Below are 14125 nucleotides of genomic sequence, written 5' to 3' on the forward strand. Positions count from 1 at the left end.
CGTCTGCGCGGCGAAGCACAACCGAAAGCCAATCGCCGTCGCGCACCCGCGCGGCGGAACGGCCGGCCGCGTCCGTCGCGGTCCGGGCGATCCCGATTGGAAACCAAAGGGGACTATCATGAAGCCGTATCTGATGACGACGTCGCTGCTCGCCCTGCTCTGCGCCGGCGCGGCGCCGGCATGGGCGCAGGAAGCGCAATCCGGGGCGCAGGACCAGCAGGCGGCACAGGACCAGCAGGCGCAGGGTGACGACGGCGACGACATCATCGTCACCGGTCGCGCCGGCACCGGCCAGCGCACCAAGGCCGAGATGAGCTATTCCGTCACACGCATCGACGAGGAGGCGCTGCGCCTGCAGGCGCCGACAAGCGTCACCGAGGCGCTGAAGTCAGTCCCCGGCTTCTGGGTGGAATCTTCGGGCGGTGAGGCCAGCGGCAACGTCCGCGCGCGCGGCGTGCCGGTCGACGGCTTCGGCTCGATCCAGCTGCTCGAGGATGGCATCCCGGTCCAGCACGATCCCGCGCTCGGTTATCTCAACGCCGACCAGGTATTCCGTCTCGACGAGACGATCGACCGGATCGAAGTGGTGCGCGGCGGCCCCGCCTCGCTCTTCTATTCGAACGCGCCGGCCGGCGCGGTCAACTTCATCCCGCGCCAGGTGAGCGATCACGCCGAGGGCCTGGTCAAGGCGTCGATCGGTGCCGACAGCATGTACCGCGTCGACTTCTGGGCCGGCGCGCCGATCGGCGAGTGGAAGTTCGCGCTGGGCGGTTTCTACCGCTCCGAAGGCGGCGTGCGTGATCCCGGCTTCACCGCCAATCGCGGCGGCCAGGTCCGCGCCACCGTGTCGCGCGAATGGGAACGGGCCAAGGTCAGCCTCGATGTCAAGCGCATGGACGATATCGTCGGCTTCTACACCGGCATCCCGATGCGCACCTATCCGGACGGCAAGATCCGTGCGGTGCCCGGCTTCGATGGCCATTACGGCACCGTCGCCGGCCCCGAGACCGAGCGCGTCCGCATGATCCAGGGTGACGGCAGCACCTATAATTTCGACAACAGCGTCGGCACCCAGGTGAAACGCACCCAGATCACGGGCAAGTTCGAATTCGAGCCGTGGGACGACTGGAAGATCGCCAACACCACCCGCTACAACGACACCCGCACGCAGCGGAACGGCGTATTCCCCAACACGCTGCAAAGCGCGGCGAGCCTGCTGACGTCGCAGGCCGGGCTGCTGAGCCAGGCGCCGGGCGCCACCAAGCTGCAGTTCCGCTACGCTACCGCGCCCAATCAGGTCTTCGATACCGCAAACCAGAACGGCAACGGCCTGGTCATCGTGGGCGGCCTGCGCGGCGTGACGATGCCAGTGAAGGAGTTCATGAGCGACACGCGCCTGTCGCACCGGTTCGACATGGGGTCGACCAGCCACGACATCACCTTCGGCTATTATTTCGCGCATATCGACGAGGATTTCAGCCGCTATTCCTCGACCGCGCTGCTCGACGTGCGCGACAATGCCCGCCTGCTCGATCTGGTCGCGGTCGACGCCGCCGGCAACGTCCTGAAGACCTTCACCGACCATGGCATCTACAAATATGGCTATGAATGGGAAGACGCGCATGGCGAGCAGACCACCAACGCGCTCTACCTCGCCGACGAATGGCAGATCACGCCCAGCCTGCGCGTCGATGGCGGCGTGCGCTGGGAAACGATGCGCGCACGCGGCACCGTCGCGCTGAAGAAGACAGTCAATCTGGGCACGCCGGCGACCTCGTCGATCATCACCGGCAGTGGCGTCTATGCCAATTACGACAATGATTTCAGCCACACGACCTGGACCCTGGGCGTCGACTATCAGTTCAGCAAGCATGCCGGCCTGTTCGCTCGCTATACCTCGGCCAATCGGCTGCCGAGCCTCGGCAACTACCTCACCAGCCCGACCGCGACGCCGATCGTCCAGACGATGGACCTGGGCGAGGTGGGTCTTAAATATACCAGCCCGCTGCTCGACATCTATGCGACCGGTTTCTGGACCAAGTACAACAACGTCTCCTTCACCAATTATCGCTTCGACCTGAATGGCCCGGCGATCAGCGAGACGCGCTATGCCGACACCCGGACCTTCGGCGTCGAGCTGGAGGGTACATTGCGGCCGGTCCGCTGGTTCGACCTGTCGGCTACCGCGACGCTCGAGGATCCGCGCTACAAGGGCCTCACTTATGTCGATGCCTCGAACAAGACCTTCGACTTCGACGGCAATCGCCTGATCCGCGTGCCGACCGTCAGCCTGCGCCTGGTGCCGGGTCTCAACCTGCTCGACGGCCGCATCCGCCTTCAGGGATCATGGGAATATGAAGGCGCGCGCTATGTCGACACCGCCAATTCGGTGCGGCTGCCCGCCTATGGCACGATCAACCTGAGCGCCCGGTTCGACGTCTCGCAGCGGCTGTCGGTTTATGGCTATGTCGACAATCTCAACAACTCGCTCGGCCTGACGGAAGGCAATCCGCGCGCGGGCGAACTGCAGAATGGCGATGCCGGGGCAAACACCTTCATCGCGCGTCCGCTGATCGGGCGAAATTTCCGCGCGGCCGTGATGTATCGTTTCTGATCATGACCCTGCGACTCGCGTCCGCCTTTCTCTTTGCCCTTGCCTTGGCCGGGCCTGCCGTTGCGCAGGCCGGCCAGGCGGGGCCGCCACCCGGGCGGGCAGACGCGGGTGTGCCCTGGCGCGTGCTCAAGGGCGAACTGACCCGCGCCAGTTTCGAACATTATACCGACGTCCCGTTCGATCTGCCGGCCGGGGTGACACGGATCACCATCCGCTTCACCTATGCCGGCAAGGAACAGCGCTCGGTCATCGACCTGGGCCTGCGCGATCCACAGCGTTTCCGCGGCTGGAGCGGCGGCACGCGCGACCATATGACGCTCAGCACCGAGGATGCGACGCCGGGCTATCTCCCCGGCCCGCTGCCCGTCGGACGCTGGAACCTGATCCTCGGCGCGCCCAATATCCGCGAAGGTGCGCACGCACCCTATGAGGCGCGGATTTTCATCGAGCGCCAGCCGGCTATCACCGAGTTCGCCGACGCGCCGATCGCGGCCAGGCCCGGCTGGTATCGCGGCGATCTCCACATGCACAGCGGCGACAGCGACGGGAAGTGCAAGGCCCAGTCGGGTGCGAGCATTCCGTGTCCGGTCTATCGCACGGTCGAGGCAGCGGCCGCGCGTGGCCTCGATTTCATCGCGCTTAGCGATCACAACACCACCGCGCATTATAACGCGCTGCGCGAGCTGCAGGGCGCGTTCGACCGGCTGCTGCTCGTGCCGGCGCGCGAGGTCACCACCTTCTGGGGCCACAGCAATGTCTTCGGCCCCACCGATTTCCTGGATTTCCGCATGAACGGCCCGCGCTGGGACCAGGCGCGCACATGGATCGACGCCGTGCATCGCGAAGGCGGGGTGGTGTCGATCAACCATCCCGGCGCGCCCTCGGGCGAACTGTGCATGGGTTGCGGCTGGAAGGTCGACGACCTGCCGGACGGCGCGGTGGATTCAGTCGAGGTCGTCAATGGCGGCACGATGCGCGAGACGCGGGCCGCCGACACCCCGTTTCAGGGCTTTGCTTACTGGACGAAGCTGCTGAACATGGGCCGGCATGTCACCGGCATCGGTGGTAGCGACAGTCACGAGGCCGATCGACCGGCAAGCGAACCCGGCGCCATCGGCAGCCCGACGACGGTGGTCTATATGAGAGACCTGTCAGTGCATGGCTTCCTTGCCGGTATCCGCTCGGGCCGGGTGTTCATCGATGTCGAGGGGACGAAGGACCGCTTTCTCGACCTGACGGCATCCGCCGGCGAGCTCCATGCCGGGATGGGGGAGACGCTGCGCCTAGCTGCTGACCAGGCCGTGCAGTTTGCCGTCGCCCTCAAAGGCGTGGCGAGCGGTTCGGTGCAGCTGGTAATCGATGGGCGCGCAGAGCCGGCCTATCGCGCGGCATTCGAGGCAGGCCAGCCCGTCTCGCTCGCTTCGTGGCGCAGCGACGGACGGCCGCACTGGATTCGCGCCGAAGTCCGCGACGACAGGGGGCGGCTGCTGCTGATCGGCAACCCGGTCTATATCGCGCGGGCGCAATAGGCCGCCCGCAGTCAGATCACATATTCGACGGTGGCCATCTGAGTCTGCGCCGCCCGCGCGGCGTTGCGCTTGGTCACCAGCTCGGCGTGCAGCGCGGAGACGGTGTCGCTGCCGGCGGTCTTGAACAGGAACGGCAGGAAGGCGTGCAGCCAGCAGCGCAGGCCGCCCCACATCATCTTCATCCCGAAGCGCGAGGCCACGCCGAAATGCTCGGTATAGCTTTCGCCGACCGATTTCGGGTGATCGAGGAACAGGCGGCGGAACATGGCGGGCCTCATCATTTGCGCGTGTTGTCGCGATATCATGCCTGTGGCCGGTTGCCAGTCTTGTTCGCGATACTTGCCAGCATATCCGCGGCAAGCTGACTGAGCGTGTCGTCGCGCGCGCCCATCACCACCACGCGGTCGCCCGGCCGCGCTTCGGCGACGAGATGCGCCGCGGCGGCCTCGCGCGAAGGGATGTGCAGCGCCTTGCGCCCGGTCGTCGCGACATCGGCGATGATGTCGGCGCTGGTCACTTCGCGGTTGACGGTGCCGCCCATATAGACCGGGTCGGGCAGGACGAGCAGGTCGTCCTCGCCGAGCTTGTCCGCCAGGGTCGCGACCAGCTCGCGCCGCATCACCTTCAACGGGCCGTATCCATGCGGCTGGAACAGGACCAGCAGCCGCCCGGGAAAGGCGTGGAGCGTGTCGAGCGTCGCGGCGATCTTGTCGGGGTTGTGGCCGAAATCGTCGATCACCGCCACGTCGTTCGCTTCGCCGACCAGCTCCATCCGCCGTCTGAGGCCAGTGAAGCCGCCGATCGCGCGTGCTGCCTCGGTCAGCGACAGGCCCGCCGCCCGCGCCGCGCCGATCGCGGCGAGCGCGTTCGAGACATTGTGGCGGCCGGGCACCTTCAGCGACACCGCGACCGGTGCCGCGCCGCGTTCGGACAGGCTGAAATCCACGCCGAACGGCTGCTGTATCAGCCCGGTCGCGACCAGATCCGCTTCCTGCCCGCCCACATCCCCGATCCCGAAGGTCAGGCGGCGTTCCGGCGGCAGGGTCATCGCCAGCGCGGCGCCGTCGCCATTGTCGAGGTTGATCACCGAGGTCCCGGCGCGTGCGATGAACGCGCCGAACAGCGCGCGCAGCTCGTCGAGCGACTTGTGGTCGAGGCTCACATTGTTGAGCACTGCGACCTTCGGCCAATAGAGCGCGATCGATCCGTCGCTCTCGTCGACTTCGCTGACGAACGCGTCGCCCTGGCCGACCAGCGCGCTGGCGAAGGGCGCGTCCGGACTCGCGAAATTCTTCATCACCGCGCCGTTCATCACCGTCGGGTCGCGCCCCGTCGCGTGCAGGATCCAGCCGATCATGCCCGTCACGGTCGATTTGCCCGAGGTGCCGGCGACGCCGATCGGCAGCGGCGCGGCGTTGAACAATTCGGCGAGCAGCTCGGCGCGGCTCATCCGCTGGGCGCCCACCGCGTCCGCGGCGACGATATCGGCGACGGTCGATTCGACCGCCGCGGAGGCGACCACGGTCTGGTTGGCCGAGATGATGCCGCTGCCGTCCTGCGGGAACAGCGCGACGCCCTTGGCGCGCAGGTCCTCGAACTTGGCGGGCAGCCGTGCCTGGTCGAGGGTCCGGTCGGAGCCGGCGACCTTCGCGCCCTGGCCGGCGAGGATCATCGCCAGCGGCATCATGCCGCTGCCGCCGATCCCGACGAAGAAGTAGGATTTGCCGTCGTGCATGGCTGGGCGCTATCGCGGGATTTCGACATCGGGGCAAGCGAGAGGGAATGATGCGGATCGGAATCGTCGCGCCGGGAAGGCCGATCGACCGGATGATCGCCGATCGTGCCGCCGCGGCCGCGGCGATCTGGTTTCCCGGCGTCGATCTCGTCTTCCATCCGCAATGTTTCGACAGCGACGGCGGGCATTTCGCCGGCGCGGATTCAGTACGCGCGGCCGCCTTTCTGGAATACGCCAATGACGCGGCGTTCGATGCCCTGTGGTTTGCGCGGGGCGGCTATGGCGCCAACCGAATCCTGCACGCGGTCATGCCGAACCTGTCGGCCGCGGCGGGCAACAAGCTGTGGTGCGGCTATTCGGACGCGGGTTTCCTGCTCGGTGCGCTTTATGCGGCGAGGATCGGGCATGCGGTCCATGCGCCGCTCGTCAGCGACATCGCCCGGGTCGGGGGCGACGCATGCTTTGCCCGGACTCTCTCCTGGATGACCGCACGCGACCGTGGCGTGCTCGAGCCGAGCCTGGGCGGGCAGCCGGCCGTCGCCTTCAACCTGTCGATCCTGAACGCGCTGGTCGGCACGACCTGGCTGCCCGACCTGACCGGGCACGTGCTGATGATCGAGGAGATTTCGGAACCGCTCTACCGGATCGACCGCATGCTGTTCCAGATGGCACACGCAACCCGGTTGCGCGGGATCGCCGGCGTGCGGCTCGGGCGGATGAGCGACGTCATCCCCAATGATCCGCCCTTTGCCGAGCAGGCGCCGCAGATGATCGAACGCTGGTGCCGCGAGATGGACGTGCCGTTCCTGGGGAGGGCGGACATCGGCCACGACGCCGACAACAAGGTCGTGCCGTTCGGCGTCTTCTAGTCGATCGACGCATCCGCCTGTCGCGGCGTGACGTGCCACAGCACGCCGGCCGGATCGTACAGATAGGCCACCACCAGCCCCCAGGGCTGCAACGCCGGCGCGCGCGGCGGCTGCACCCCGAACCGCGCCGGCAGATCGAGCGACTGGAGATGCGCCCACCACGCATCAAGATCGTCGACCAGCAACTGCATCATGGAGTTTTCCGCCCATTCCTTCTGATAGTAATTCTGGAGGACGAACCCGCCGGCACCGATCCCGAAGATGGCGACCTCGCCATCGAGCAGCTTGGGGAAGCCCAGCGCCTCGTAGAACGCCTTGCTCTGCGCGAAATCCCGTGCCGGGAGGAAGGGGCGGGCGATCTCGTTACCATCGGGAACATGCATGGTCGGCTCCATCCGGTAGGAAGGGATTGATTCAATCGCGCGGTAATTCGCGGATTTCGATCGTGCCACCACATTCGAACACGGGATTGCCGGTCAACAAGGCGCGCGCTGCGGTCAAATCCCGGGCTCGTACGCGCAGATAGCCACCCAGATGGGAACTCAAGGTGGCGGGGACACCCTGTTTCCGGAAAGTCTCGCCCGAGCCGATCGCGCTGCCACCATCGAACATGCCGGTTTCGCGCAGGGACGACAGGTAGCTGGACCACATTTCCGGTGTCAGCGGGGCAACGGCGTCATTGTGCATCAGCAGGATGAAATCGCGCATGACCTATCGTACCAGCCTGCTCGGCCAGCCGATGCGGACCAGCGTCTCATCCGGGTCGCTCAACGCGAATTCGTACATGCCCCAGGGCTTGTGAGTCGGTTTCTTCTCTTTCCCGGTGATCTCGTCGCCGAACGCCGTGGCGAGCGCATCGACTTGCTCGGTGTAGAGATACAGGCCGAACGGATTTCGGCCCGGCACCAGCCACCCCTCAACCGCGGGCTGGAGATGGATGTCGCCGCCCTTGCCGTCGGTGAGCATGCGATACTCCTCATAATCGCTCGCGCTCCCGGGCGGCCGGGCGAAGCCGAGCCGGTTGTAGAACGCCTCGGTGATATCGAGATCGTTGCACGGCAGGATCGCGGTCAGACGATGCATGTGGGACATGAGGAACCTGCTGGTTGAGTCCCCGCAATCGATACGCTATGCGTATCATTATGTCGAGCGTCGTGGACCGGGATTCCGATATCGCCCTCATCGCTCGCGCGGTGCTCAAGCTCAGCCGGCGGATGCGCACGGACGCGTCGCCGGGTGAGCTCACGCCTGCTATGGTCGGTCTGCTTGCGACGCTCCACCGCGAAGGCGCGATGCCGGGCGTGGCGCTCGCCGCGAAGGAAGGGCTCAAGCCGCAATCGCTCACCCGACTGCTCGCCGCGCTGGAGACGAGCGGCATGATCGAGCGGGCGCCCGATCCGGAGGACCGCCGCAACCTGATCATCGCGATCACGGTGCCTGGCCGCCAGTCGCTGCGCCGCGCGATTCAGCAGCGCCGCCACTGGCTCGCCGAAGCGGTGGCCGATCGCTTGTCCGACGAAGAACGCGAACAACTGGTCGCGGCGGCAGGGCTGATGCTTAGAATCGCTCACTGACTTGCCTATATTGGCCTTGCGTGCATAAGCCCGCGCTCCTTGCAGACACAGAAAGTACCGATTTCGTCATGTCCGAGATGTTCCGCATAACGCTGCCCGACGGTTCCGTCCGTGAGGTTGCGCCGGGGACTACCCCCGCGGACATCGCCGCGGCGATCGGTCCGGGCCTCGCCAAGGCGGCGATCGCCGCGCGGGTCGACGGCGACCTGCGCGACATCATGCGGCCGCTCGAGGGTGACGCGCACCTTGCGCTGGTGACCAGCCGGGACGAGGCGGATGCGCTCGAACTGGCGCGCCACGACTATGCGCATGTGCTGGCCGAAGCGGTGCAGAACCTGTTTCCGGGCACGCAGATCACCTTCGGCCCCTCGACCGACGACGGCTTCTATTACGACTTCGCGCCGAAGGACCGGCCGTTCACCGAGGAGGATCTGCCCGCGATCGAGCAGGCGATGCGCGATGTCATCGCCCGCAACGAGCCGCTGGTCCGCGAGGTCTGGCAGCGCGATGACCTGATCGCGCTGTGGCGCAAGCAGGGCGAGACGTTCAAGGCCGAATGGGCCGCCGAACTGCCGGGCGATGAGGAGCTGACGGTCTATCGTGCCGGCACCTGGCTCGACATGTGCCGTGGCCCGCATCTCGCCTCGACCGGCAAGCTCGATCCCCAGGCGTTCAAGCTGACGCGGGTGTCGGGCGCCTATTGGCGCGGCGACCAGAACAACGCGATGCTCAGCCGCATCTACGGCACCGGCTGGCTCAACAAGAAGCAACTCGACCAGCATCTGTTCCGCCTGGAGGAGGCGGCCAAGCGCGACCATCGCAAGATCGGCCAGGAGATGGACCTGTTCCACCTCCAGCCCGAAGCGCAAGGCTCGGTGTTCTGGCATCCCAAGGGTTTCATCCTGTGGCGCCAGCTCGAGGCCTATATGCGCCGCCGGCTCGATGCTGCCGGCTATGACGAGGTGAAGACGCCGCAGCTGATGGACGCGCGCCAGTGGGAGCAGTCCGGGCATTGGGGCAAGTATCGCGAGAACATGTTCGTCGTGCCGGACGAAATTCCCTCGACCGACGACGACGCGCCGATCCTGTCGGGCAAGTCCGACCTGATGGCGCTGAAGCCGATGAACTGCCCGGCGCACATCCTGATCTTCCGCCAGGGCATCAAGTCGTACCGCGACCTGCCGATCCGCATGGCGGAATTCGGCTGCTGCCACCGCAACGAACCGCACGGCGCGCTGCACGGCATCATGCGCGTGCGCCAGTTCACGCAGGACGATGCGCATATCTTCGCTCGCGAGGACCAGTTGATCGACGAGATCAAGGCGTTCTGCGACCTGCTCGACAGTGTCTATCGCGATCTCGGCTTCGAGAAATATGCGATCAAGCTGGCGTTGCGCCCGGACAATCGCTTCGGCGACGATGCGATGTGGGACCGGGCCGAGCAGATCCTGCGCGACGCGGTCGAAGCGACGGGCCGGGCGACCGAGGAATATGGCTGGGAAGAATTGCCGGGCGAGGGCGCCTTCTACGCGCCCAAGCTGGAATTCCACCTGACCGACGCGATCGGCCGGACCTGGCAGGTCGGCACGATCCAGGCGGACACCGTGCTGCCCGAACGACTCGACGCGAGCTATGTCGGCGAGGACGGCAATCGCCACCGCCCGGTGATGCTCCACCGCGCCATTCTCGGCACGTTCGAGCGGTTCATCGGCATCCTGATCGAGCATCATGCCGGCCGCTTCCCGCTCTGGCTGTCGCCGGTGCAGGCGGTGGTCGCGACGATCGTGTCGGACGCGGACGGCTATGCGAAGGTAGTGGCGGACAAGCTCGCCGCGGCCGGCCTGCGCGTCGAGACCGACCTGCGCAACGAGAAGATCAACTACAAGGTGCGCGAGCACAGCCTGGCCAAGGTCCCGAATCTTCTCGTCGTCGGCAAGCGCGAGTCGGAGGAAGGTACGGTCGCGCTGCGCCAGCTTGGCAGCGATCGGCAGCAGATATTGAGCCTCGATGACGCGATCGTCATGCTGAAAAAGGGCGCGACACCGCCCGATCTTTAAGCCGATCTGTGCGTTGTCCCCGGTTAGCGCCGGGGGCATCTTCCCCAACACGCCAAAAATCACTATATCGCCCTGTCCAACCACCAAGGAGCAGTACCTATCCGTCCTCCCATGATCCGGCGCCCGCAAGGGGCGCCCGTGCCGCTCAACGGCCCGCGCTTCAACGAATTCATTGTCTCGCCCAAGGTCCGCGTGATCGATCAGGACGGCGAGAACCTCGGTGTCATGTACACCCGCGAAGCGATGGAGCAGGCGCAGAGTGTCGGGCTCGACCTCGTCGAAGTGTCGCCCAATGCGGATCCGCCCGTCGCGAAGTTCCTCGACGTCGGCAAGTTCAAGTACGAGGCGCAGAAAAAGGCGAACCTCGCGCGCAAGTCGCAGAAGACGCAGGAGATCAAGGAGATCAAGATGCGTCCGAACATCGACGATCACGACTATGACACCAAGATGAAGAAGGTGATCGAGTTCATCGGCGAAGGCGACAAGGTCAAGATCACCCTGCGGTTCCGCGGCCGCGAGCTCAGCCACGGCCAGCTCGGCATGGCGCTGCTTCAGCGCGTCCAGGCCGATGTGGTCGAGACCGCGAAGGTCGAGGCCTATCCGCGCATGGAAGGCCGCCAGATGCTGATGGTCCTCGCGCCCAAGTAACGAGCCGGCAACACGATTTTTTCCCGCGGCGACGGCGTCGCCGCGGAACTTTTCGGGCGACCCTGCCCATCTCCAGCATTCCGTAGCGTAAGCCCGTCGGTCAACAGGACCGACCCGGGCCCTTTGTGGCGTCCCTGCATCACCGATATTCAAAAATCGAGGTCGTATCGATCTCGCTTTGGACGAATACGCCTTTCGGGCTATCGGATGAGGATACCCAATACTCAAAAAACAAAATCTGGAGAGAATGTCGCAATGCGTAAATCCGCGTACCTGCTGTCTGTCGCCGCCATCGCGTTCACCGTACCCGCTTTTGCGCAGGACGTGCCGGCCACTCCCCAGTCCGAGACGCCTGCCGCCGCGCAGGATACCGCCGATGAGAGCAGCGCCGACATCATCGTCACCGCGACGCGCCGTGCCGAGCGCCTGGCCGACGTGCCGATCGCCGTCTCGGCGGTGAGCCAGCAGGCCCTGCAGAATTCGGGCGCGACCGACATCCGCGCGCTGGCGCAGCTCGCGCCGTCGCTGCTCGTCTCCTCCACCGGCAGCGAAGCCAACGCTTCGGCGCGCGTTCGCGGCATCGGTACGGTCGGCGACAATCCCGGCCTGGAGAGCTCGGTCGCGGTGTTCATCGACGGGGTCTATCGCAGCCGCACCGGATCGGGCCTCAATGACATTGGCGAGGTCGACCGGATCGAAGTGCTGCGCGGGCCGCAGGGTACCCTGTTCGGCCGCAACGCCAGCGCAGGCCTGATCAACGTCATCACCAAGGCGCCGGCGTTCGAATTCGGCGGCTATGGCGAGGCAAGCTACGGCAATTACAACAATATCCGCGTCGCCGGTGCCGTGACCGGCCCGATCACCGACACGCTCGCCTTCCGCATCGACGGCGTCTATGGCAAGCGCGACGGCTTCTATTACGACACGGTCAACAAGACCGACTATAATGACCGCAACCGCTATTTCGTGCGCGGCCAGCTGCTGTTCCAGCCAAGCTCGGACTTCTCGATCCGCCTGATCGGCGATTACACCTATCGCAACGAGAAATGCTGCGGCGCGGTCTATGTCGATCTGCGCGAGAAGACCGACCCGACCCCTGGCGTGCCCGGCGACTATGCCGTGTCGGCAACCAACCGCATCGTCGACATCATGACGAGCATGGGCGCCGTCTTCCCGAGCGCGAACGATCCGTACAACCGCCGCATCGCGAACACCGCGGGCCGCGCCTATAGCAACGTGACCAAGGATTATGGCGGCTCGGCCCAGATCGACTGGAATTTCGGCGGCGCCTCGCTGACCTCGATCACCGCCTATCGCGAATACAAGGCGGGCGGCGCGTCCGACATCGATTATGGCAGCCTCGACATCGGCTACCGTCCTGCGGACGGCAATAATTACCGCCAGTTCCATACCTTCAGCCAGGAATTGCGGCTGAACGGTTCGGCGTTCGGCGACAAGCTCGACTGGCTGATCGGCGGTTATTACAGCCGTGAGGACCTGCAGGTCGTCGACAACCTGAAGTTCGGTACGCAATACGGCATGTTCGCTGCCTGCCGCGTCGTCTCGGGCGTCAGCCCGGCGGCGGTGCTGCGCAATCCGAACGCGCCGGGCTGCCTGAGCGCGACCGGCATCGCGACGCTGAACGGCGCGCTCGGCGCCGCGGCGCCGCTCGTCATCGGCAACCTGAACCGGCTGAGCACGCTCAACGACCTCGGGTCGATCCGCGATGTCTACAATCAGCGCAGTGAGAATTTCGCGGCCTTCACCCACAACATCTTCAAGGTCACCGACCGGCTGAGCATCACTATCGGCGCGCGCTACACGCATGAGAAGAAGGACTTCAACGCCAGCTTCCAGAACAACAACACGATCTGCCCAGCGCTTCAGGCTGGCACCGCGCAGGGTGGTCTCGGCGGGTTGCTGACCAATCCGGCGCTGGCGTCGACGGCCGCGGGCATCATCACGCTCGGCTGCACCGGCAACTCGACGATCGGGCTCAACGGCAAGACGATCAGCGACAGCCTGAGCGAAGGCGAGTTCACCGGCACCGGCGTCGTCTCGTACAAGCCGGTCGACGGGCTGATGGTCTATGCGAGCTATTCGCGCGGCTACAAGGCGGGTGGCTATAATCTCGACCGTTCGGACCTCGGCCCGGCCTATCTCGCCTCGACCACGGCGACCCCGAATGCGGCGCTGCTGCGCTTCGACCCGGAGACAGTCAATTCCTACGAGGTCGGCCTGAAGTACAGCTCGCGCAAGTTCACGCTGAACGTCGCCGGTTTCCGTCAGGAGTTCAGCAACTTCCAGCTCAACACCTTCAACGGCACCAACTACATCGTCCAGAATATCGGATCGTGCAAAACCAGCCTGAACGGCGCCGATGGCGACAACAGCGCCACGACCGGCACCTGCACCGCGGGCGTGAAGTACGGCGTACTGTCGCAGGGCGTGGAGATCGAGGCGGGGCTGTACCCGGCGCGGAACTTCGCGGTGAACCTGGGCTATACCCTGGCCGCCACCAAATACCGTAACAATCTGGTCGGCAGCAAATCGGGTGAGGCGCTCGATCCGTTCCTCGCGCTGCTGCCCGGGCAGCAGATGTCGAACGCGCCGCGCAACGTGGTGACCATGTCGACCAGCTGGACGCCGGAGATCGGGACCAGCGGCATGTCCGCGCTGTTCTATGTCGATGGCCGCCTCAGCTCGGACTACAACACCGGGTCCGACCTGTTCGTCGAGAAGGCACAGGACAGCTTCTTCCTGATGAACGCGCGGGTCGGCATTCGTGGGGCCGACCAGAACTGGAGCCTGGAATTCTGGGCGCAGAACCTGCTCGACACCAAGTACGAGCAGGTCGCGTTCAACGCGCCGTTCCAGGGTGCCGGATCGCAGTCCCAGGTGCAGAAGTTCGGCGCGCCGGCCTTTGCGACGGGGAACCAGATCTTCTCCGCCTTCCTGGCTGAGCCGCGTACGTACGGCGTGACCTTGCGCAAGCGTTTCTGATCGAGAGCGGTGGCGTTTCGGCGCCACCGCAGCCTTTGTCGGGGGCTGCCTCCCCCCCGTTCGCCCTGAGCTTGTCGAAGGGCTGTTCTTCCTTTT

12 protein-coding genes are annotated in these 14125 nt (G+C 65.5%); 7 read left to right on the forward strand and 5 right to left on the reverse strand.

All coding sequences use genetic code 11. The annotated features are described in order from the left end of the window. The first annotated feature begins 118 nt into the window (after nt 1-118). Both AC1DX5_RS15030 and AC1DX5_RS15035 read left to right on the forward strand, forming a co-directional pair. The gene (locus AC1DX5_RS15030; protein ID WP_478016224.1) at nt 119-2614 is read left to right on the forward strand and encodes a TonB-dependent receptor; all 2496 of its coding nucleotides are present in this window, start codon (nt 119-121) and stop codon (nt 2612-2614) included. Between the two features lie 2 nt (nt 2615-2616). Continuing rightward, the gene (locus AC1DX5_RS15035) at nt 2617-4143 is read left to right on the forward strand and encodes a CehA/McbA family metallohydrolase (protein WP_478016225.1); all 1527 of its coding nucleotides are present in this window, start codon (nt 2617-2619) and stop codon (nt 4141-4143) included. A gap of 11 nt (nt 4144-4154) precedes the next feature. Here the strand turns inward: AC1DX5_RS15035 and AC1DX5_RS15040 are convergent, their stop codons facing one another. Together AC1DX5_RS15040 and AC1DX5_RS15045 are read right to left on the reverse strand one after the other, a co-directional pair. Then, complete coding sequence (locus AC1DX5_RS15040; protein WP_465170148.1) at nt 4155-4409, reverse strand: DUF6356 family protein; 255 nt, start codon at nt 4407-4409, stop codon at nt 4155-4157. Nucleotides 4410-4444: 35 nt separating this feature from the next. Continuing rightward, the gene (locus tag AC1DX5_RS15045; RefSeq protein ID WP_478016226.1) at nt 4445-5878 is read right to left on the reverse strand and encodes a glutamate ligase domain-containing protein; all 1434 of its coding nucleotides are present in this window, start codon (nt 5876-5878) and stop codon (nt 4445-4447) included. Between the two features lie 50 nt (nt 5879-5928). Between AC1DX5_RS15045 and AC1DX5_RS15050 the strand changes: the two genes are divergently transcribed. After that, nucleotides 5929-6747: an LD-carboxypeptidase gene (locus AC1DX5_RS15050; RefSeq protein ID WP_478016305.1), complete on the forward strand. Its 819-nt coding sequence runs from the start codon at nt 5929-5931 to the stop codon at nt 6745-6747. Here AC1DX5_RS15050 and AC1DX5_RS15055 read toward each other — a convergent pair. From AC1DX5_RS15055 to AC1DX5_RS15065, 3 genes are read right to left on the reverse strand one after another with little or no spacing between them, the layout of a single operon-like run. Beyond that, nucleotides 6744-7130 carry a VOC family protein gene (locus AC1DX5_RS15055; protein ID WP_465174436.1) on the reverse strand — a complete coding sequence of 129 codons (387 nt, stop codon included), beginning with the start codon at nt 7128-7130 and terminating at the stop codon, nt 6744-6746. The genes AC1DX5_RS15050 and AC1DX5_RS15055 overlap by 4 nt on opposite strands. Nucleotides 7131-7161: 31 nt before the next feature. Then, nucleotides 7162-7455: a YciI family protein gene (locus AC1DX5_RS15060; RefSeq protein WP_465170144.1), complete on the reverse strand. Its 294-nt coding sequence runs from the start codon at nt 7453-7455 to the stop codon at nt 7162-7164. Nucleotides 7456-7458: 3 nt separating this feature from the next. Further along, nucleotides 7459-7839: a VOC family protein gene (locus tag AC1DX5_RS15065; protein WP_478016227.1), complete on the reverse strand. Its 381-nt coding sequence runs from the start codon at nt 7837-7839 to the stop codon at nt 7459-7461. A 38-nt stretch (nt 7840-7877) separates the two neighbouring features. Between AC1DX5_RS15065 and AC1DX5_RS15070 the strand changes: the two genes are divergently transcribed. The 4 genes from AC1DX5_RS15070 (at nt 7878) to AC1DX5_RS15085 (ending at nt 14029) form a co-directional block, all read left to right on the forward strand. Then, complete coding sequence (locus AC1DX5_RS15070; RefSeq protein ID WP_478016228.1) at nt 7878-8321, forward strand: MarR family winged helix-turn-helix transcriptional regulator; 444 nt, start codon at nt 7878-7880, stop codon at nt 8319-8321. A gap of 68 nt (nt 8322-8389) precedes the next feature. After that, on the forward strand, nt 8390-10378 hold the full coding sequence (gene thrS, locus AC1DX5_RS15075; RefSeq protein ID WP_478016229.1) for a threonine--tRNA ligase: 1989 nt from the start codon (nt 8390-8392) through the stop codon (nt 10376-10378). A gap of 111 nt (nt 10379-10489) precedes the next feature. After that, complete coding sequence (gene infC, locus AC1DX5_RS15080; protein WP_299913759.1) at nt 10490-11026, forward strand: translation initiation factor IF-3; 537 nt, start codon at nt 10490-10492, stop codon at nt 11024-11026. A 255-nt stretch (nt 11027-11281) separates the two neighbouring features. Then, complete coding sequence (locus AC1DX5_RS15085; RefSeq protein ID WP_478016230.1) at nt 11282-14029, forward strand: TonB-dependent receptor; 2748 nt, start codon at nt 11282-11284, stop codon at nt 14027-14029. The last annotated feature ends 96 nt before the right edge of the window (nt 14030-14125 follow it).

The organism is Sphingomonas sp. P2_B6, assembly GCF_056404755.1.

Coding starts and splice junctions, on each gene's coding strand:
- AC1DX5_RS15065 (WP_478016227.1), bottom strand. CDS start 7,839: ATGTCCCACATGCATCGTCTGACCGCGATCCTGCCGTGCAACGATCTC.
- AC1DX5_RS15035 (WP_478016225.1), top strand. CDS start 2,617: ATGACCCTGCGACTCGCGTCCGCCTTTCTCTTTGCCCTTGCCTTGGCC.
- AC1DX5_RS15060 (WP_465170144.1), bottom strand. CDS start 7,455: ATGCGCGATTTCATCCTGCTGATGCACAATGACGCCGTTGCCCCGCTG.
- AC1DX5_RS15040 (WP_465170148.1), bottom strand. CDS start 4,409: ATGTTCCGCCGCCTGTTCCTCGATCACCCGAAATCGGTCGGCGAAAGC.
- AC1DX5_RS15030 (WP_478016224.1), top strand. CDS start 119: ATGAAGCCGTATCTGATGACGACGTCGCTGCTCGCCCTGCTCTGCGCC.
- thrS (WP_478016229.1), top strand. CDS start 8,390: ATGTCCGAGATGTTCCGCATAACGCTGCCCGACGGTTCCGTCCGTGAG.
- AC1DX5_RS15045 (WP_478016226.1), bottom strand. CDS start 5,878: ATGCACGACGGCAAATCCTACTTCTTCGTCGGGATCGGCGGCAGCGGC.
- infC (WP_299913759.1), top strand. CDS start 10,490: ATGATCCGGCGCCCGCAAGGGGCGCCCGTGCCGCTCAACGGCCCGCGC.
- AC1DX5_RS15050 (WP_478016305.1), top strand. CDS start 5,929: ATGCGGATCGGAATCGTCGCGCCGGGAAGGCCGATCGACCGGATGATC.
- AC1DX5_RS15085 (WP_478016230.1), top strand. CDS start 11,282: ATGCGTAAATCCGCGTACCTGCTGTCTGTCGCCGCCATCGCGTTCACC.
- AC1DX5_RS15055 (WP_465174436.1), bottom strand. CDS start 7,130: ATGCATGTTCCCGATGGTAACGAGATCGCCCGCCCCTTCCTCCCGGCA.
- AC1DX5_RS15070 (WP_478016228.1), top strand. CDS start 7,878: ATGCGTATCATTATGTCGAGCGTCGTGGACCGGGATTCCGATATCGCC.